At 33.9% G+C, this 19,266-nt stretch carries 15 protein-coding genes; 12 read left to right on the forward strand and 3 right to left on the reverse strand.

From position 1 onward, the window contains the following. Positions 1-4 precede the first annotated feature (4 nt). The 7 genes from U5A88_RS05125 (at position 5) to U5A88_RS05155 (ending at position 7,328) form a co-directional block, all read left to right on the forward strand. Positions 5-667 carry a 3-keto-disaccharide hydrolase gene (locus tag U5A88_RS05125; protein WP_354204358.1) on the forward strand — a complete coding sequence of 221 codons (663 nt, stop codon included), beginning with the start codon at positions 5-7 and terminating at the stop codon, positions 665-667. A gap of 3 nt (positions 668-670) precedes the next feature. Continuing rightward, positions 671-1,957: a Gfo/Idh/MocA family protein gene (locus tag U5A88_RS05130; protein ID WP_354204360.1), complete on the forward strand. Its 1,287-nt coding sequence runs from the start codon at positions 671-673 to the stop codon at positions 1,955-1,957. 104 nt (positions 1,958-2,061) lie between these two features. Next, complete coding sequence (locus U5A88_RS05135) at positions 2,062-2,502, forward strand: hypothetical protein (RefSeq protein ID WP_354204362.1); 441 nt, start codon at positions 2,062-2,064, stop codon at positions 2,500-2,502. 116 nt (positions 2,503-2,618) lie between these two features. Then, the gene (locus U5A88_RS05140) at positions 2,619-3,128 is read left to right on the forward strand and encodes a hypothetical protein (protein ID WP_354204364.1); all 510 of its coding nucleotides are present in this window, start codon (positions 2,619-2,621) and stop codon (positions 3,126-3,128) included. Positions 3,129-3,201: 73 nt separating this feature from the next. Further along, the gene (locus U5A88_RS05145) at positions 3,202-5,880 is read left to right on the forward strand and encodes an Eco57I restriction-modification methylase domain-containing protein (protein WP_354204365.1); all 2,679 of its coding nucleotides are present in this window, start codon (positions 3,202-3,204) and stop codon (positions 5,878-5,880) included. 412 nt (positions 5,881-6,292) lie between these two features. After that, on the forward strand, positions 6,293-6,481 hold the full coding sequence (locus U5A88_RS05150) for a hypothetical protein (protein ID WP_354204367.1): 189 nt from the start codon (positions 6,293-6,295) through the stop codon (positions 6,479-6,481). Between the two features lie 160 nt (positions 6,482-6,641). Then, a complete protein-coding gene (locus tag U5A88_RS05155) occupies positions 6,642-7,328 on the forward strand; it encodes a DsbA family oxidoreductase (protein ID WP_354204369.1) in 687 nt (228 codons plus the stop codon). Positions 7,329-7,495: 167 nt separating this feature from the next. On the opposite strand, the gene U5A88_RS05160 is transcribed toward U5A88_RS05155, so the two are convergent. Together U5A88_RS05160 and U5A88_RS05165 are read right to left on the reverse strand one after the other, a co-directional pair. Next, positions 7,496-9,871: an outer membrane beta-barrel family protein gene (locus U5A88_RS05160; RefSeq protein WP_354204371.1), complete on the reverse strand. Its 2,376-nt coding sequence runs from the start codon at positions 9,869-9,871 to the stop codon at positions 7,496-7,498. Between the two features lie 153 nt (positions 9,872-10,024). Further along, on the reverse strand, positions 10,025-11,023 hold the full coding sequence (locus U5A88_RS05165) for a metal-dependent hydrolase (RefSeq protein ID WP_354204373.1): 999 nt from the start codon (positions 11,021-11,023) through the stop codon (positions 10,025-10,027). Positions 11,024-11,590: 567 nt separating this feature from the next. On the opposite strand from U5A88_RS05165, the gene U5A88_RS05170 reads away from it, so the two are divergent. From U5A88_RS05170 to U5A88_RS05190, 5 genes are all read left to right on the forward strand, one after another. Beyond that, complete coding sequence (locus tag U5A88_RS05170) at positions 11,591-12,238, forward strand: porin family protein (protein ID WP_354204375.1); 648 nt, start codon at positions 11,591-11,593, stop codon at positions 12,236-12,238. Positions 12,239-12,268: 30 nt separating this feature from the next. Further along, positions 12,269-13,765, forward strand: a complete 1,497-nt coding sequence (locus tag U5A88_RS05175; protein ID WP_354204377.1) for a DUF1800 domain-containing protein — start codon at positions 12,269-12,271, stop codon at positions 13,763-13,765. Between the two features lie 5 nt (positions 13,766-13,770). Continuing rightward, positions 13,771-15,372 (forward strand): DUF1501 domain-containing protein, encoded by a 1,602-nt coding sequence (locus U5A88_RS05180; RefSeq protein WP_354204379.1) that lies wholly within the window; start codon positions 13,771-13,773, stop codon positions 15,370-15,372. Positions 15,373-15,557: 185 nt separating this feature from the next. Beyond that, a complete protein-coding gene (locus U5A88_RS05185) occupies positions 15,558-16,073 on the forward strand; it encodes a DUF4251 domain-containing protein (protein WP_354204381.1) in 516 nt (171 codons plus the stop codon). Positions 16,074-16,104: 31 nt separating this feature from the next. Continuing rightward, positions 16,105-16,932, forward strand: a complete 828-nt coding sequence (locus U5A88_RS05190) for an amidohydrolase family protein (protein WP_354204382.1) — start codon at positions 16,105-16,107, stop codon at positions 16,930-16,932. 6 nt (positions 16,933-16,938) lie between these two features. On the opposite strand, the gene U5A88_RS05195 is transcribed toward U5A88_RS05190, so the two are convergent. After that, complete coding sequence (locus tag U5A88_RS05195; protein ID WP_354204384.1) at positions 16,939-19,191, reverse strand: tetratricopeptide repeat protein; 2,253 nt, start codon at positions 19,189-19,191, stop codon at positions 16,939-16,941. Positions 19,192-19,266 lie beyond the last annotated feature (75 nt).

Below are 19,266 nucleotides of genomic sequence, written 5' to 3' on the forward strand. Positions count from 1 at the left end.
AACAATGAATAAAATTTTTACAAATATCCTATCGCTCACTATCATCATTGTAGGGATAGTGGGGTGTAGCACAACAAAATCAGTAGAAAAAGGATACATTTCCTTGTTTAACGGAAAAGATTTATCAGGATGGGTGGGTAATAAGACATCCTATACCGTTAAAAATGGTGAAATTGTTGTAGCCCCAGCAGAAGGAGCAGGCGGAGGAAATCTAATGACAGCCAAAGAATACAGCAATTTTATTTTAAGATTTGAATTCCAATTGACACCAGGAGCTAATAATGGATTGGGCATTCATGCTCCATTAAAGGGAGATGCTGCTTATCAGGGTAAAGAGCTTCAAATTCTAGACAATACTGCAGAGAAGTACAAGGACCTCAAACCCTATCAATATCATGGTTCGGTCTATGGCCTTATTCCTGCCAAACGAGGCTATTTAAAACCAACGGGAGAATGGAACCAACAAGAGGTATCTATTAATGGCCACAAATTTAAAGTAACACTGAATGGAACCGTGATTTTGGATGGAGATCTAATGGAAGCGACTAAAAATGGTACAATGGATGGGAAAGATCATCCTGGCCTTCAAAAAACAAAAGGACACATCGGTTTTCTTGGTCATGGTGATAAACTAAAATTTAGAAATATCAGAATCAAAGAATTATAGGGTATGAAAGGGCGTGAACAAAACAGAAGAACATTCCTTAAACAAAGTAGTATAGGAGCATTAGGACTAACAATCCTTCCCTGGTCAATGCGAGCTGTTGCACCAAGCGACACTTTACGTGTAGCACACATAGGTGTTGGTGGAATGGGCAATAGCCATATCAAGTGGTTTGCCAACTTGCCAGAGGTAAAGATTGTTGCACTATGTGACGTAGATCAAACACATCTGGCTTCAAGTATTAAAAATTTAGCGACGATGCAACCTGATTGGAAAGTGGATACCTATGAAGACTTTAGACACATTTTAGACAGACAAGATATTGATGCTATTACCTGTGCAACACCTGATCATTGGCATGCAACTATTGGTACGTTGGCTTTTCAGGCAGGTAAAGATGTTTATGGTGAGAAGCCTTTATCGTATGATGTCCGTGAAGGACAAAAGATGTTGGCTGCACAGCAAAAACATAAAAGTATATTTCAACTAGGTACGCAAATACATGCTGGCGATAATTATCATAGAGTTGCAGAGCTAATTAAATCAGGCGTTCTTGGTAATATACATACCGTACGATTATGGAAAACAGGCGGTGCTCCTGAACTAAAAATGACAAAAGGGTTGGCTGTACCCAGTACATTAAACTGGGATATGTGGCAAGGGCCTGCACCGGAAAGAACTTACTTCCCGGAGCGGTGTCATTTTACGTACAGATACTTTTTAGACTATTCTGGTGGGGTGTTTGCAGATTTCTGGTGCCATATTGCTGATGTTGTATATATGTCGTTACGTCCAAAAGGATTAAGGTCCATAAGTGCTCGAGGAGAAGAAGCTAAAGGGCTATCTGACACACCAGGATGGATAGACATTGATTACAAATTTGATAACCTTAATATTCACTGGACTACTGAACCACCAAATGTTCCTGGTGCAAAAGATAGAAGCATTGGTGCCTACTTTGAAGGAGAGAAAGGCACATTAATTTGCGACTATAGTACACGAGAAATTACAATTAATGGACAGACCGTAACCGATCTTCCAGAAGTACCAATTTCAATTCCGCGTTCTCCAGGGCATCAACAAAACTTTGTAGATTCAGTTAAATCACGCATCCAACCAGAGTCCAATTTAGAATATGCCCGTGAGATGACACTCCCTATGCACCTCGGACTTATTTCATGGAGGCTAGGAGAATCATTAAAATGGAACCCTGAAAAGGAAAAGTTCATCGGTAATGGCAAAGCAAATAAGTTGCTCCGTCGTAAGGCAAGAAAAGCTTGGAAATTGATATAAAATATTTTTTATAGTAATTTAAATTTACTGCTATAAAAGTAATAACCTCCAAAAAGATTCCTATTTTTAGGCCTTAAAACGAAAACATTTAGAATAACTTTTCTATGAAATACCTTAAAACCATATTAATACTAGTATTTAGTGCAGTTATTTTCTTTGCTGCCTGTAAAGACAAGTCTAAAACACCGCCACCAAGAGCTAAAACACCAAAGCCAGTTGCTATTGAGCCTGCTCAAAATGCAAACGGGGTGTGGCATTATATCTGTACCAAGCGTTGTGCAGGAGGTTCAGCTGCTGCTGGTAATTGCAAGACTTGTGGCACACCTTTAATACATAATGGCGTATACCATACCAATACTGCACCAACAACGGCACCGCCTTCTGGTACACCGTTTGCTACTCCACCAGCTGCTGCACCGGCTACAAATACAGCCGGGGTATTTCATTATACCTGTGCAAAAGGATGCGTAGGAGGGTCAGCAACTGCGGGTAGTTGTGTTACTTGTGGTGGTACATTATCGCATAACCAAGCCTATCATCAGTAAACTATAGTGTACACGCTATTTTATAGGCAATAGATGTCTTTAGAGGCTGTATCAATTATAATTAGAAAAGGATTAAAGAAAAAATTATCTTTGTCTCAAATTAAGAATGACCATAAATGGAAATTGACATAGATAAAATTATTACCAAATTCAGAGACAATAGTTTAAGTTCACAAAACGAAGAAGATGTAAGAATCAATACAAATATTTTTCTAGACAGTATTTCTGATTTTTATGGTCTGAACAAAACATTCTCAAGTGAAGTTTCTTCTCTTCAAGGCGGTAGAGCTGATAGTATTTATTCAGATGTCATTTTTGAATTTAAAAAACCAAAAAAATTTAAGTCACAAGTAGGCGAAGATGAGGCAATTTATGGTAGAGATGATAAGGATAGAGGACTATATTCTTATTTAGTAAATTTCAGTTTAGACGAATTAGGTAAAGGTGATGATGGATATTTTGAACAGATTTTATTATCAAAAGTTGGAGTTGCATTTGACGGAAAAACTTTTATCTTCTTTAGATATAAAAAAGGAACTGAACTAATTGATTTACTTGTAAAAAAGAAAACAAAAAAGTTTCCAAAACAAAAGAGAACTTACTTTCGAAATAGAAAAAATTACTGATTTTGATTTAGGAATAAAAAAATTGCTTCTTTTTATAAGATCTACTAAAAGGAAAAGATTATCATCTGAAAACTTGTTAAAGTCATTCTCTTCAAGCTCTGATATTTCAAAAAATAGCATTCTTTATCTATATGAACTATTAAACAGCAATAAAAATTCAAACACAAGAATAGGTACTTTATTTCAAGAATGGAATAGGATTTTTGGTGATATTTATGGAAAAGAAGAAACGGACTTTACAAAATATAAGGATGATTTAATAAAAATGTATTCTTTACCAAAGAATATGGAAATCAGGCATACTTTATTTGTTTTACAAACATATTACAGTATCGTTATTAAACTTTTAGTGCATAATTTACTTGAATCATTAACTAATCCAACTGGCAAAGCAAAACAACCAAAGTATAAAAACGAGTTAACTTCTTTGTTTTCAGGTAATCACTATACAAATTATTATATAGATAATTTTTTTGAAATTCATTTTTTCGAATGGTTTGCATTAGCAGAAGATTTAGAAATGGATTTTATAAATGATATAATAACAGAGTTAGATACTTTTGAAACTACTGCTTCTGTAATTAAACCTGAAGTAGTTGGAGATGTATTAAAAAAAATATATTCAGATTTAATCCCAAGAGGTTTAAGGCACTTACTTGGAGAATATTATACGCCAGATTGGCTAGTTGATTTTACAATTGAGAAATCTAAATACGATTGTGAACTCAATACATCTATTTTGGATCCTACTTGTGGTTCAGGAGCTTTTTTAACTCATTTAGTGAAGCAATTCTCTGAAAAACATAAAGGAAAAGTAAACCAAACTGATTTAATAGACAATATCACAAAAAACATCGTAGGTTTTGATATAAACCCAATTGCGGTAATTTCTGCAAAAGCAAACTATATTCTTGCTTTGGGTGATATAACACAACTAGAAAAGGAAATTACCATTCCAGTATATATGTGTGATTCAATTCTTGTACCTACAGTTCACGCAAAACAAAAAGAAAAGAAACATTCAATTGACATAAATACAGTTGTAGGAGAGTTTGAAATTCCTGTTTTTGATTCACGAGAAGAAAACGATTACTTTTTAAAAACCACTTCTTCTTGTATTTTAAGAGATTATACATCTTTTGAAGAATTTCACGAACTATTGATTTCAGAAAACAAAATCAATTTAAATTCGGAACAAATAGAATATGCAAAAGTATTTTACGACAAATTATACAATTTACATTTAAGTGGCAGAAATGGTTTCTGGCCTATTATTTTAAAAAATTCATTCGCACCTTTATTTTCGCAAAGCAAATTTGATGTAATAGTCGGTAATCCACCTTGGATTACTTGGAAAGCAATGTCTGATACATATAGAAAAGCTACTCTAGATATATGGTTAAGCTATGGTATATTTGAAAAGAGTGCTTATGATAAAATAACAAGTCACGATGATTTTGCAATGGCTGTAACTTATGTCTGCATAGATCATTATTTAAAAGATAATGGTTTAACCTCTTTTGTTTTACCACAAACATTTGTAAAATCTCTAAAAGGTGGTGAAGGGTTTAGAAAGTTTAATATATCTAGAGATGGCTTAAATATTCCTTTTTCTATTATTGAGGTTTACGATATGCTTAAAGTGAATCCATTTAAAGGTGAAGCATCAAATAGAACATCAGTTTATGTATTTAAAAAAAATACTAAAATGACATATCCAATGGAAAACTATTTTGAATGCTATAATACTACATCTAACAAGATAGCTTTTGAAGATAGTTATTCTCTAGTAAAAAAGAAAATGGGATTTGAAAAGCTTTCTGCACAACCAATAAATGATAATTTAAGAAGTCCTTGGCTAACTATCAAAAACTCACTTCTCGTAAAGCTCTGTAAGTATTTAGGTAAGTCATCTTATAAAGGGAGAAAAGGTATAGAGCCTTGTGGAGCAAAAGGTATTTTCCTTGTAGATATTACAAGAAAAGTTGGCGAAAATATTCATATAGAAAACCTAATTGAAAGATCAAGATTACAAAAAGCAAAAGATTTAGGTGTTTTTCCTGGTGTTGTAGAGAAAGATTTGGTATATCCAATGGCTGGAGGAAGAAACATAGATAAATGGGGGTTAAATTCTTATTTATACATAATTGTTCCTCATAATTCCACAGGAAAATCAAAATATAGAGGAATTGATGACAAAGTTTTAAAAGTAAAGTATAAAAAGACTTACGATTGGTTATTTTACTTTAAAGATTTGTTGTTAGAAACAAGAATAAGAAGTGGTAAATTTTTCGACAAAGACCAATTTCCTTGGTATAGACTTGATAATGTTGGTGACTACACATATATGCCTTATAAAGTATTATGGAGAGAACAAAGCAAGGAGATGACTGCAACTGTAGTATCATCAGTTGATGATGAATATTTAGGAAAAAAACTTGTTTTATCTGACTCCAAAGTTCTATATGTTTCTTTTGAAACAGAAGAAGAAGCTCATTATTTATGCGGTATTTTAAATTCTAGAGTTATTGGAGAAATAATTGAGGCTTACACAATAGATATACAAAAAGGAGTAGATATTGTAAAAAATATAAATATTCCTGAATTTGATAAATCAAATAGAGACCACGAATTAATGGCTGAATTATCAAAAAGGGCTCATAAATTTTATATTGAGAAAGACAATAAGGAATTAGACTCAACAGAGAATAAAATTGAATTATTGACACCGAAGATTTTTCAAACCGAATAAAGCACAATAAATGATAGCTATTTTGTATGTATTGTGTTGGTTTAGACTTATTGATAAATGTAATTATAATATGCAAAAGAAGGAATGCACCAAATATAGTCAAATGTAATACGTGAAAATTTTAAAAGATAAAGTTTTTGTGGCTTTTATAATAATATTTTATGTAGCTAAAACATTCTAATTCCCCTTAACCCGTTGCCATAGCTCTGACAGTAATTTTTTCCATCAATAGCTACTTTTCGTTATTAGACTAAGTTAACGAATCAATCTACAATAATTAAATACCGTTTCAAATGCTACTATTTGAATAGGTCATCGCTTCGCCTTTTCCAAAACTTAAATTAAAAGCGTTAATTTGTTTAACTAAAAATACTTAACTTGTAGGTTGTTAAATCAATACTAAATTGGTGACATGAAGTTTATTAAAAAAATAGGTGTAGGGTATGTTCTAATGCTAATACTCTGTGCCATTATTATTATTGTAGCAGAATATACATTCCTTAACGGAAATGAAATACATGGTCTTTTTATAGGGCTATGGGCACCCATGTTAATAGGGTTAATGATCTTTTTTAAATTGGTGGATAATGGGAGGAAATGAATTAGTATTGTACTTCTCAATTTTTACTGGAGTTTGTGTAGCTATATGGTTACTCTTTATCATATGGTCCTATAATAATATGAAAGAATAGGCTAAAGCCCGCTGTAAGTCCGTCACTACTGCACCGACCAACCCCAACCACACATAAACACAGTTTATAATGCAAAAAGAAACACTAAAAGTAGCCATGGTATCAGACATAGCCTGTCCTTGGTGTTATATAGGTAAACATAGAATAGAATCTGCTATACAGCAATGGAAAGGAGTACCTATTGAAATAACCTATCATCCTTTTCAGTTAGACTCCAATATGCCGAAAAAAGGCTTAGACCGTAAAACCTATTTAACCAATAAATTTGGAGATAGAGACATGACCGAGCCCATGCAACGTATTACCGATGCCGGCAACGCCGAAGGCATTATTTTTAATTTTGGTGATAAATGGCTGGCAGTAAATACCTTGCCCTTACACCAATTAATGCACGTTGCAGGAGAAGAAGGGTTTAAAGGCGTTTTAAAAGAACGTTTTTTTAAGGCCTATTTTGATGAAAACTTACATTTGAACGATACTGAAGTATTGGTTAACATAATGGCTGAATACGGTTGGGATGCCACCAAAACGAAACGCATTATTGAAGATGATGCTATAGCTTATGCCGTAAAGCAAGAAATAGCCCATTATCAACAATTGGGCGTAACGGGAGTTCCGTTTTTTATCATCAATGATAAATTTGCCATCAGTGGTGCACAACCGGCTGATGTGTTTTTAGAGGCCTTTACTAAGGTGGCTCCAATGGAAATACTAAATAATGGTGATAGCTGTGACCCGGTTAGTGGAGAGTGCTAGACCCCTCCGTCCATAATAGTTATTACTAAATGATGCTATGACTGTTGGACACCTCCCCTTGGAATCCCGATAGCTATCGGGAGGGGAGGAGCTGAGATGCTGCTTATATTTAACCTTTATTTTCACCTTCATACTTCTTTTATCTGACGTCATAACTCGTGGTGACGTTAACGTCTTCTACCTGAATAGGTCATGGCTTCGCCTTTACCAAAACCATAACTAACACCTAAGGTGAAAAAGCGACCACGTCTGCCATAATCATAGGTTTCAAAAGTGGCTTGTTTTACAAAACGTTCTTGAATTCGAGATTCAAACACGTCTCTAACACCTAAGTTAACCATCACTTTTCCTTTGATAATTTTTTTACGAATACCAAGGTCTAAAAAGGCAAAACCAGTTACATCACCTTGTATGGTTTTAAAACCAGATTGATATGTACCGGTTAACTCCAAATCAATATCAGCAGGTAGTCCAATTTTAGAACCCAATTTTGAAGACCACTGACTACCCGAAAAATCAAAATTTTGGTTTTGAAAATCCCCTTCACGGTTAAAATAATTGATGTTAAAATCGCCAGTAAGCGTAAGCCATTTTGCAGGACTGTATTTTCCGTTAGTTTCGAACCCATAAGAAGCATTGGTACCTATGTTTTCGGGTGTTGTAAAGGTTACGTTGTCTTCAAAGGTAGAGACACGTTCAACGGCATCTGTAGTATATTTGTGGTATAGACTAGAACTTAAAGATGCCTTGCCAATTTTAAAAATACTAGTTAACTCATAAGAATCTGTAAACTCAGGTTGTAGATTTGGGTTACCCACCCGTACGTTAAAGTTATTTCTAATATTGAAAAACGGATTCAAATCCCATAATCTAGGTCTGAAAATACGTTTTGAATACCCCGCCTGAAGTGAAAAATTTTCACCTACTTTATAAGAAGTATGCAATGATGGAAAGAAATTAGTATAGTCTTGTGTATTAGATTCATTGGTATTGGCCAATAATGTGTTTAAATTTGTGTTTTCTAACCGTAAACCTGCTTTAAAACCCCATTTTTCCTTTTCATACGCCCCGGTAAAATAAAGGCCGAGTACTTTCTGGTCGTATTCAAAATTATTAGTTAAACCATCATTCACTAAATAAGTGCCTGTATTTTCGTCAAAATCCCGCACCTCATAATCATTACCAACATCATTAATTACATATTGAGCCCCAGCTTCTATGGTATATATATCACTTAAAGGGTCGGTATAATCTAGCTTAAATGTATAATCTGCTTGCTGAAAAGTAGTCTCGGTTTGCTGATCGTCATTTACAGTAGTTCCAGATAAGGTAGTGCTATTAAACTGTGACTCTTGGTCTTTACCAAAAAAACTACCTAATGCACTAAAAAGCAAGGTGTGCTCTTCATCGTTTTCAAATTGCTTTTTGTAATTTAACTCATACTGCCATTTGGGGTTTGTGGCTTCCGTGGTTTCGGATCTAACCCAATCAGAAATTAAATTAGTATTGGCATCGAAAAACCTAAAATTGGTTTCTGAGGGTTGATCTTCAATCTCGTAGGCAAAATTGCCTGATAATGTTAATACGTTTAATTCGTCAATATGGTAATCTGTTCCTAGTGTGAGATTAAAAAAAGTTTCATCACGATAAGCAATACCTTCACTAAAGACAACCTCATTATTAATTAGGTTCGTATTAATGGCTTCGTTTTCTTGAGGTAAGGACCTGTAGCCTGCACCCAACTGGGCAAACAAATTAAAATGCTCCGTTCTTCGATTAACGCTTACACCAATACTGTGGTTATCGGGTATGCCTGTATTTGCAGAAATGGAACCATTCCACCCTTTTTTCTCCTCTTTCTTAAGGATAATATTTAAAATACCTGCAGTACCTGAGGCTTCGTATTTAGCAGAAGGGTTGGTAATTACTTCAATACTTTCAATCATATCAGCAGTAATTGTACCCAACGCATTACTCGATTGATCCGCTAAAACTGAAGGTTTACCATTAATTAGTATTTGTACACCAGAACTTCCGCGTAAGCTAATTTCACCTTCTATGTTAACATTAACGGAAGGCACATTATTCAATACCTCTAAAGCACTAACACCAGTGCTACTAATATCTTTACCTACGTTAAATACCCGTTTGTCTAGTTTAAATACCGTCTTAGAAACTTCGGCCCTAACCGTAACTTCATCAAGTGCTTTGTTATTTGGGCTTAGTGCAATTGTACCCAAATCAACTTTGTTATTTGTAATGTTATAATCGTTTATAGTTTTTGTTATATAACCCATAAAACTAACTTCAACATAAAAGTTAGAATTTTTCACAACAATGGTAAAACTTCCATTTTCACCTGATGTTGCACCATCTATAACTTCTTTAGTGTCTTTATCAAAAAACGCAACTGTTGCGTAAGGTAAGGGCTGTGAACTTTCTGCTTCTATTAAAGTGCCAGTTACCTCAACAGCACTGGACTGTGAAAATACAATAGTATTGGTGCATATGATAAAAAGTAGACTGTATATATTTTTCAGCATTTTACACATTTGTACGTAGTATTGGTTTATATTCTTACGTTTTCCATGTTGCTCAAACCATCCAATTAGATGCCTTAAAAACGACCGTAAAAATAATACTTTAAGGTTCATGAAAAACCCAAAATATAGTTAAAATAACCCTATAATACGTGATTAATTCCCTTTAATCCGTCGCCATAATTCTGATAGTAATTTTTTACCATCAATGGTATTTTTGGGCACTTCTTTAAAAGTCACATTACCGTTACTATCAGTGGTAATTGCATATTGAAACACAAAATTTTCGGTGTTAGGTTCCATGTTTAACAAACCGAAACGCAAATCGTTATAATACAACTTATCCTCTTTTTTGCTAATGGTGTACCAACCTTTAGAAATAGCAATCATTTCTTGTACCTTTTTATTGGTTAGTAAATCACCCAACAATTCATGGTTTTTGGGGTAGGGCTGAAAATGTATTGGCTTACTGTCAAAAAAAGAATAATGGCCTATTAAAAAATGGCTTTTGCATTTCACATTGGCACTCCACAATACTGTATTTAATGGCGAAGGCCTGGTTTGTATTTCGGTGTAATCTAAATTTTGAAATGCAAGTTCATTTTCAAATTTTTTAAACGCAATATGCTTAAAAACAAATGTTAATAATAAATAACTTAAACTAATAGTTAATCCTAGTTTATTATAGAACCGTCTTTTTTTTGAGGCTCTTTTTTGAAATAGAGCTAATAGTAACAGAACTAAAAAAGGTAAGGTGTACAATGGGTCTATAACAAATATGGATTTAAATGCCAATCGGATATCCAAAGGCCAAAAAAGTTGTGTACCCCAGGTGGTGCATGCATCTAAAATTGGGTGTGTAAAAAAGGTCCAAAAAAATAACCAAGACCAACCCTTGATGTTTTTATAACTCTCGTAACGCGTTACCAACCATGCCATAATAGGGGCAAGGAGTACAGAAAACACAATGGAATGGGTAAAGCCTCTGTGTATTTTTAAAGCCGTTACGGTATCTGTAAAAAAATTGGCAATAATATCTAAATCGGGTATAGTACCAGCAATAGCACCATAAAGCATGGCTTTATTGCCTACTTTTTTACCTAAAACGGCTTCACCAACAGCGGCACCTAATACAATTTGCGTTAAAGAGTCCATAGTTGTTTTTAATATCGGGTGCTGTTTTATTAACAGTATGTAAAATTCCAAAAATCAAATGACAAATTCCAATTAAATTCTAAAAAATAAATTTTAAATCAATGGTATCTCAAACGATTTTTTAATTATTCAGGTTCAATATATTTTATTGATGTTGCAGGCATTTAGTATTTGTAAATATTGACTCATAATTATTCTTAAAATGGCCTATCGAAAATTTATAGTAAAATTTGACGTGAAGATACCGTAAAATTCTAGGCTGTTTGAGCTAAACGAATTTTTAAATTTAGTCAATTTTTTACCAGCGAGTTCCTAGAATTTAGGGATTGAACAATAAATTTAGATAAAGATTCGTCAGCCTAGACTTTTTTGTTTCTTTTTTGGGCGATGCAAAAAAGAAAAAGTTTTATAAACAACTGATTATTTATAAAATCTTAAAATTTTATTTGGCATACTCATCTATCGTTTTCGACTTTCTCATATCTTGTTTATACTAAAAACAATAAAAAAACGTTCTTCTTTAGTAATCTCCCCCAATTATTGACTAAACAACACCTAAATTAAAACATGGGAGAACGATTTACTAGCTTACTTTTCAAAAGAATTTTTCTATTTTTATTTTTTATCTCCACTATTTCCTATGGTCAGTTTTATCACGGATTAGATGTTGGTATCAATTCTACCAGTACTGATTTTTTGGTAGGCGAGTCTGTTGAACCGAGTAGGGGTACAGGTTTCTCTGTGGGCTATATGTTTGAAAGAGAACTTAGCGATAGGGTTTTTCTGCGGTTGGGGCTTAACTTTAACAGAAGGTCTTTTAAAGCTATTAAAAGAAGCGGAATAAACACCACAAACGAAAAATGGGGGATAGATGTAATTGAAGTTCCTGTAAATTTAGGATATTACCTTAATTTTAACAGAAGAAATTTTCAGTTTTTTGTTGATGCTGGACTTAACGCTGGATTCAACAATAGAGCCATTACTAAAAATGATACAGAAACTGTTTTTTTAGATATTGGCGGAGATGCCGATGTAAAACGATTGAGTTTTGGAGCAAATGCCAGTGCGGGATTATTGATTAAAAAGAGAGTAAAATTTCGTTTAAATTATTATCACGGTTTAACCAATATAGTAAATACCGATAACGATACATGGAAAAACAGAACCATTAGTGTTTCCGTAAATTATTTTTTAAGAGAGAAAATAGTGTATTGATAAAAGAATCAAGATATAAGACTAAAACATATGACAACTAACTACTTACTATCCTGTAATACTTCGCCACTGACACCTTATGTTCCAAGTGCTTTAAATCCGTGGGACGCGGCTAAGGTAAGACACCTGCACAATCGGTTGGGCTTTGGTATTGCGTTTCCAGATATAGCCAATGCCTTAAGTAAAAGCCCTGGTGTTTATATAGATGAAATTATAGATGCTGCTATAAATTTAGCACCAACTACAGCACCACCTTGGGCAATACATGATCCAGATGATTATGCCGCTAATGGATTGACCTACAGTGAAGACCAAAACGATATTTATAAAGCAGAAACACAATATACATTTATAAAAGAATTGCTAGACAATGGTGTACGCGGAAGATTGACGTTTTTTTGGCATAATATTATAGTTACAAGAATAAACGAATATGATTTTGCAGGCTACGCTTTTAGGTATTTTTTAGCCTTACAACGCCATAGTTTCGGAAATTTTAAAACCTTTATCCATGAAATAGGTTTGGACGAGGCCATGCTTAAATTTTTAAATGGCTTTGACAGTGTAGTAGGCAGCCCAAATGAAAATTATGCACGTGAATTATATGAGCTATTTACGCTAGGCGAAGGTAATGGCTATACCGAAGAAGATATTGTAGAAACGTCAAGAGCCTTAACTGGATATAACGAATACGTTAATGGAGAAAATTCGAGAATACAATTTTTAATAGATAATTTTGATGCTGAACCTAAAACTATTTTTGGACAAACAGGCAATTGGGGGTATGATGATGTGATAGATATTTTATTTAATGAAAAATCAGAGTTAATTGGTCGTTATATCTGCGAAAGAATGTATACGGCCTTTGTGAGTCCTGAGGTTGATGATAACATCCGGACGCTAATTATAAACCCATTAGCTACACAGTTTATTGCAGGTAATTATGAATTAGCTCCTGTGCTTAAAACCCTATTTAAAAGTGCCCATTTCTTTGACGAATATGCTAAAAATGTAATTATTAAAAGTCCACTAGATCTTATTGTCCAGTTTATGACTACTACAGGTCTTAATTTTGGTGATTATGACTTAAACAAACAATCTATAAAGAATGTCTCGGCATGGGTTTTTGATCAGAATATTATGAATCCGCCAACAGTAGCAGGTTGGGATGGTGATAGAGATTGGTTAAATTCAGGAACCATTACGTTTAGAGCAGCTTATTTATATGAAGATGTATTGCAATGGGCTTGGGATCAAGATCCAGAACAATTCAGACAATTTGCCATTGACATCTCTGGTAATAGTAATGATGCTGAAGTGGTTGCAACTGCCATTTTTGAAGCACTAATGAATGAAATACCTTATACTCAAGACGATTTTGACAATGGTGTTGACGTATTTAAAAGTAGAGTACCTTCAAATTATTTTGAGCAAAATATATGGACACTGGGCTTTGAAGCCGCAACGCTTCAAGTACGTGACCTTTTAGAGTATATAGTATCATTACCCGATTATCAAATTAAATAGAAACTATGTGTACAGATAAAATAAAACATACAACGTGTAATACCGAAGACCATAAAAAATGGAACAGACGTTCTTTTTTGCAAACACTAGGCTTAGGTGGTGCAGGAGCTACATTAATGGTTAACGGAATTCCTATGGCCTATGGGCAACCTACGGCTCTAACGAAAGCATTAGGTGAATCTAACTCTGACAGGGTGCTATTAATTATAAGATTACAAGGTGGTAACGACGGGCTAAATACTATTGTACCCATTTATGATTACGATAGCTATGCTAATTATAGACCAAACTTAAAACATGAAATGGCTGATATTTATAAATTATCACCAGAATTTGGGATACCGAGTTACTTGCAAGATTCATTAGAGGCCATTTGGGAAGGTGGTTGTATGAAAGTGGTACATGGTACTGGATATGAAAATATGAATTTATCACATTTTACGGGTACTGATAATTTTTCTAAAGGGACAGATGATGAGGATGTTGAAACAGGTGTTTATGGTAATTATTTTGAAGATCTTTATCCCGACTTTTTATTGAATTTGCCAGATGCTCCACCTGCGTTACAAATTGGTGGGTTAGGAGATATTATGTTTAAAGGAACAGAAAGTAATTATGCGTTTACAATTGCAAATACCCGTCAGTTAGAAAGAATTGCTTCTGAAGGAAACTTATACAATGTAGCAGATGTACCTGATTGTACAAGAGGATCGCAATTAAGATATGTTCGTGGGGTTTTAAATACTACATTAAAGTATTCAGGTGTCATTAAAGATGCGGCGGCAACACAAACCAATACGGTTGAGTTTCCTGACACAAATTTAGGTAGAGCCTTGTCAATTATTTCTAAAACCGTTAAAGCGGGAATGGGTACTTGTGTCTATATGGTGAATCTTAATGGATTTGATACACATGCTAATCAACCAGATAGGCATCAAGAATTATTGATGAATATTTCAGAATCAGTTCAAGCATTTTATAAGGATTTAGCTCCAAGTGGAAGGGATAGAGATGTGTTAACCATGACCATGTCAGAATTCGGAAGACGTGTACGTGAAAATGGCTCAAATGGTACTGACCATGGTACTGCAGCTCCAATGCTACTTTTTGGACCTGCTCTTAACGGTAACGGATTTGTAGGAGAACATCCTAGTATGACCAATTTGGTTAGAGGTAACAATTTACAATACACTCAAGATTTTATTAATGTTTACGGAACCGTTATGCAAGAATGGTTATGTATAGATCAAAGTGTAATTAATCAGTCTTTACCAAGGCCTTATACTGCATTAGATTTAGGTTTTGATTGTAATAGTGAGGTAACCAATCATGATTATTTAATTAGAGAGAAATTTGAACATACTGCTATTTATGATCAAGATCAGGTTTCTATCCGATTCAACAATAACGAACAGGGTACATACAAAATATCGCTGTATAACATTGTAGGACAACAAACAGGTATTTTATTTGATGGTAGTCTCGAAGCAGGTCAGCATGAAATCTCTATTTCAGAAAAATGGCCACATTTAGCGGCAGGTGTTTATATTTATAACATCAACAAAGACAACAAGAATTACAGTAAAAAGCTCGTTATTGGTAGCTAATTCATCGTATTATTTCTTTTTTATCAAAATTTTAACTTTCTAAACGTTTAGAAAGCTAAAAGATTACTAATTTTATAGTTCGTCACTATAACACATAAGTCGCTCAACCAAGTATATTCAAAATACGTTTTTACGGTAAACAGAACTTTAGGTGACGCAGCTCTATATAAATTAATTAAAAGTTCATGAAACCCCAAAAAGTAGTATTGTGCTGTTTACTATTATTAGTTTCCGGTACTGTTTTAAATGCCCAGTCAAAAAGAGAATTGAGAAAACAAAAAAAGTTAGCGGAATATGCGTTGACCAAAAAATTTGTCCAGAATGGGCAATTTGTATTCATGACCCAATATGTTGTAACGCAAACAGGAGATCGTACCGAAGCAATTGGCGAAGGCTTATTAATTGAAGGTGATCAAACCTATGCTGATTTTCCTTTTATTGGAAATTCGAACAGAGGAGAAATTGGAGGGGCTAAAGGTATCAAGTTTACTACATCCGGAACTGTTTTTGATGCAGAATATAACGATAAGAAAAGAAAAATATTTATAAAATTTGAAGCTGAAGGTGACAATGAGAATTATAGTGTTTTTTTGACTATATTGGGTAACCGAAGAACTACTGTTCAAATTTCTTCAAGTGCTAGGGGTATTATGAGTTACGAAGGTAAAATTCAAGAAGTTGTTATTAATGACAGTAAGTAGCTTTTACAGCATAATTTAGACTTGTATTATTATGATTATTGATGCACACCAACACTTTTGGAAGTATAGTCCTATAAACCATGCTTGGATTGACGATAATATGTCTGTAATTCGAAAGGATTTTTTGCCAAGTGATTTAAAAAAAGTATATCAAGCTAATAATATTGACGGCTGCGTAGCAGTACAAGCAGACCAGACCCTAGAGGAAACTGATTTTTTATTAGCAATGGCTAACGAAAATGATTTTATTAAAGGTGTAGTAGGGTGGGTAGATTTACAAGCAACTAATGTCGATGAAGTACTGCAACACTATACAACAAGTAGAAAATTAAATGGGTTTAGACATATTGTACAAGGAGAACCTGACCCTAATTTTCTATTAAGGCCTTCCTTTTTAAATGGAGTTTCCAAATTAGAAAAATACAATTTTACCTATGATATTTTGGTGTTTCCGCATCAATTGCTGACTACATTAGAATTTGTGAAAAAATTCCCCAATCAAAAATTTGTTATTGATCATATTGCAAAACCGCATATAAAAGATGGTTTTTATGAGGGTTGGGCAGTATTAATGACAACAATAGCTCAACAGCCAAATGTATATTGTAAAATTTCAGGTATGATTACCGAAGCTGATTATAAACAATGGACTCCCAAACAAATTGAACCTTATATGACCTTAGTGTTGGAAGCTTTTGGAGCTAAAAGACTGTTATTTGGATCTGACTGGCCGGTATGTTTGGTTGCAGGCAATTATAAGAAGGTAAAAGATTTGGTTACTAACTTTATAGGAACACTATCAGAAAATGAACAAGCGGACATTATGGGGAATAACGCGGTAGAGTTTTATAGCTTGTAAGTATTATTAGCTAGCACTTACATTTTTTAGCAAATTCTGATAATTAGTATTATTTGGATTTATTTGAAGTAACCTGTTAATGATTTTAATTGCCTTTTGTTCTTGTTTCTCATTAACATACTGAAAAGCCAATGCATAAAGTAAATCTTCATTGTTTGGGTAGATTTTAATGCCTTCCATCAATGTTCTTTCTGCTGCTTTACTATTATTAGCCTTGCTGTACATTAAACTTAAATTATAGATAATTCTTACATTATCTGGTAGTAATTGATAAGCTTTTTCCATTTCAACAATAGCATCATTTATTCTGTTTAATTCAGCCAACAATAGACCTAGGGAATAATAAGTAAGTCCAAATTCAGGTTCTTGTTTAATCACTTCCCTGAAAGCTTTTTCCGCTTTATCAGTTTCACCTAAATTGTAATAAATATTGGCTAAATTACTGCGAACTATATTGTTGTTGCCATCAATATTCAATGCTTTTTCATAAGCGGATTTGGCCTGTTGCAAGTCGCCCTTTTTTTGATAGTATGAGGCTTTTTTTGCTTGGCCACCACTAAAATCAGCATTTATTTTTAAATAACTATCAAACTCTTTGGCCACATTTTTATAGTCAGTTTTGTAATTTTCGGGAATGTTTGCTTCAGGCACATCTCCCAATGCAAAAAATGCTTTTACCCTAACGGTTCTTTTGCTGTCTTTTAATAGCGGTAATAAATAGGACATGAAATCTGTAGTATTGGACTGGCTCAACACATCTATCGTTGCCCCGCGAACTAATGGTGATTCATCACTTAAAAATGTCATAAATTCATTAATACGGTTTTGCAAATTATAATTTTGCAACGCCATAACAGCTGAAGCTCTTGCAATATCTGGTCGTTTTTTATTTTGAACGAGTTCAAATAAACCCTCATGTGCGTTGGGTTCACCAGCAATGCCCGGTGCGAGTTCATCTGAAAAGTGAATGCTATCTGGTTCTCCATACAGTTTTTTAAACCCTTCCCATGCCCATTCATTGGTTTTGTCTGTATGGCATTGCACACAGGCATTGGGTGTATCGTACTTTATACTTTGGTCTGGTCTAGGTATTCTAAAACTATGGTCGCGTCTATAATCAATTCCCATATAAGTTTTGCCCGTCATGTGGCAATTGATACATTGTGAAGCGTCTTCCAGCTCTTTATGTTTATGATGTGAATCTACATCGTATTTTTCAGGTTCATGGCATTGCATACAGAGCTTGTTGCCATCAAATTTCAGTTTTAAGGAATGTGAATTATGACAATCTTTGCACGAAACACCATTATGATACATCTTACTTTGAATAAAAGAACCATATACATAATTTTCATCTAAAATTTGACCATCAGCATGATAGATAGGAGATTCTAATAATTGTGGAAAGTAATGATCTAATAATGTCCCTTCGTAATTAAAATTTTCTGAAAACTGCTCACGTCGCATATGACATCTAGCACATTGATCTACCATTTGTTGTGAAGAAATATTTGAGGTCATTTGTAGCTTGCTATCACTCGCTTTATAAGCCTCTCCTAAATCTTTAACTTTAGTAACATGTTCTTTTCCAGGACCGTGACATGCTTCACAGCTTACATTAATGATGGAATATTCCGTGTTATAGTGTTTTGTGGTTTCATCATAATTTTCACGGACATTGGTAGAATGGCAATCGGCACACATATTGTTCCAGTTCAGTCCACCTCTGGACCAATGTAACCACTCAGAGTGAACCACTTTAAAATCAGGATAAAGATCGTACCATACTTTTTTTTCTGTATCCCAAGCCGTTCGTAAAGCTTGGTACCTGCCATCTGGAAATTTTACCAAATATTGTTGCAAAGGTTTTACACCAAATGTATATTCTATTTTATAATCATGATTTAATCCATCAGGCCCTTCGGTATTAACATAAAAATCATCATCTTTTGTAAAGAAAGTTGAGGTTACTCCTTGACTTTTAAAAGTTTCTCCTTCAAATTTAGCCAATACAGTTTCTTGTGTTGGGAGTTCCATTGCCCTGTCATGATCAGAACCTTTCCAGTCTTTAAACTGATCTCTATGACATTCCATACAGGATTCACTTCCTAAAAAATGATTGTCAGGAATAATTTTTGTCGATAATAGTAACTCTTGTTTTTCTTTATTGGATACATCGCGATATTCCTTTTTTTTATCCCCACAAGAACTCATTAAAAAGAAAAATAACAGTACAACTAAAAAAGGAATTCTTGACATAAAATCGATAAACAATTGAATGGATAAAACTATTGGAAAAAAATTGAAATAAAAAGCAAAGATGATGTTTTAATT

It is taken from the genome of Aureibaculum sp. 2308TA14-22 (assembly GCF_040538665.1).
Taxonomy (GTDB): domain Bacteria; phylum Bacteroidota; class Bacteroidia; order Flavobacteriales; family Flavobacteriaceae; genus Aureibaculum.

What these genes read in the sequence shown, in the direction of transcription:
- U5A88_RS05125 (WP_354204358.1), top strand. Translation starts at nt 5, where the DNA reads ATGAATAAAATTTTTACAAATATCCTATCGCTCACTATCATCATTGTA.
- U5A88_RS05130 (WP_354204360.1), top strand. Translation starts at nt 671, where the DNA reads ATGAAAGGGCGTGAACAAAACAGAAGAACATTCCTTAAACAAAGTAGT.
- U5A88_RS05135 (WP_354204362.1), top strand. Translation starts at nt 2,062, where the DNA reads ATGAAATACCTTAAAACCATATTAATACTAGTATTTAGTGCAGTTATT.
- U5A88_RS05140 (WP_354204364.1), top strand. Translation starts at nt 2,619, where the DNA reads ATGGAAATTGACATAGATAAAATTATTACCAAATTCAGAGACAATAGT.
- U5A88_RS05150 (WP_354204367.1), top strand. Translation starts at nt 6,293, where the DNA reads ATGAAGTTTATTAAAAAAATAGGTGTAGGGTATGTTCTAATGCTAATA.
- U5A88_RS05155 (WP_354204369.1), top strand. Translation starts at nt 6,642, where the DNA reads ATGCAAAAAGAAACACTAAAAGTAGCCATGGTATCAGACATAGCCTGT.
- U5A88_RS05160 (WP_354204371.1), bottom strand. Translation starts at nt 9,871, where the DNA reads ATGCTGAAAAATATATACAGTCTACTTTTTATCATATGCACCAATACT.
- U5A88_RS05165 (WP_354204373.1), bottom strand. Translation starts at nt 11,023, where the DNA reads ATGGACTCTTTAACGCAAATTGTATTAGGTGCCGCTGTTGGTGAAGCC.
- U5A88_RS05170 (WP_354204375.1), top strand. Translation starts at nt 11,591, where the DNA reads ATGGGAGAACGATTTACTAGCTTACTTTTCAAAAGAATTTTTCTATTT.
- U5A88_RS05175 (WP_354204377.1), top strand. Translation starts at nt 12,269, where the DNA reads ATGACAACTAACTACTTACTATCCTGTAATACTTCGCCACTGACACCT.
- U5A88_RS05180 (WP_354204379.1), top strand. Translation starts at nt 13,771, where the DNA reads ATGTGTACAGATAAAATAAAACATACAACGTGTAATACCGAAGACCAT.
- U5A88_RS05185 (WP_354204381.1), top strand. Translation starts at nt 15,558, where the DNA reads ATGAAACCCCAAAAAGTAGTATTGTGCTGTTTACTATTATTAGTTTCC.
- U5A88_RS05190 (WP_354204382.1), top strand. Translation starts at nt 16,105, where the DNA reads ATGATTATTGATGCACACCAACACTTTTGGAAGTATAGTCCTATAAAC.
- U5A88_RS05195 (WP_354204384.1), bottom strand. Translation starts at nt 19,191, where the DNA reads ATGTCAAGAATTCCTTTTTTAGTTGTACTGTTATTTTTCTTTTTAATG.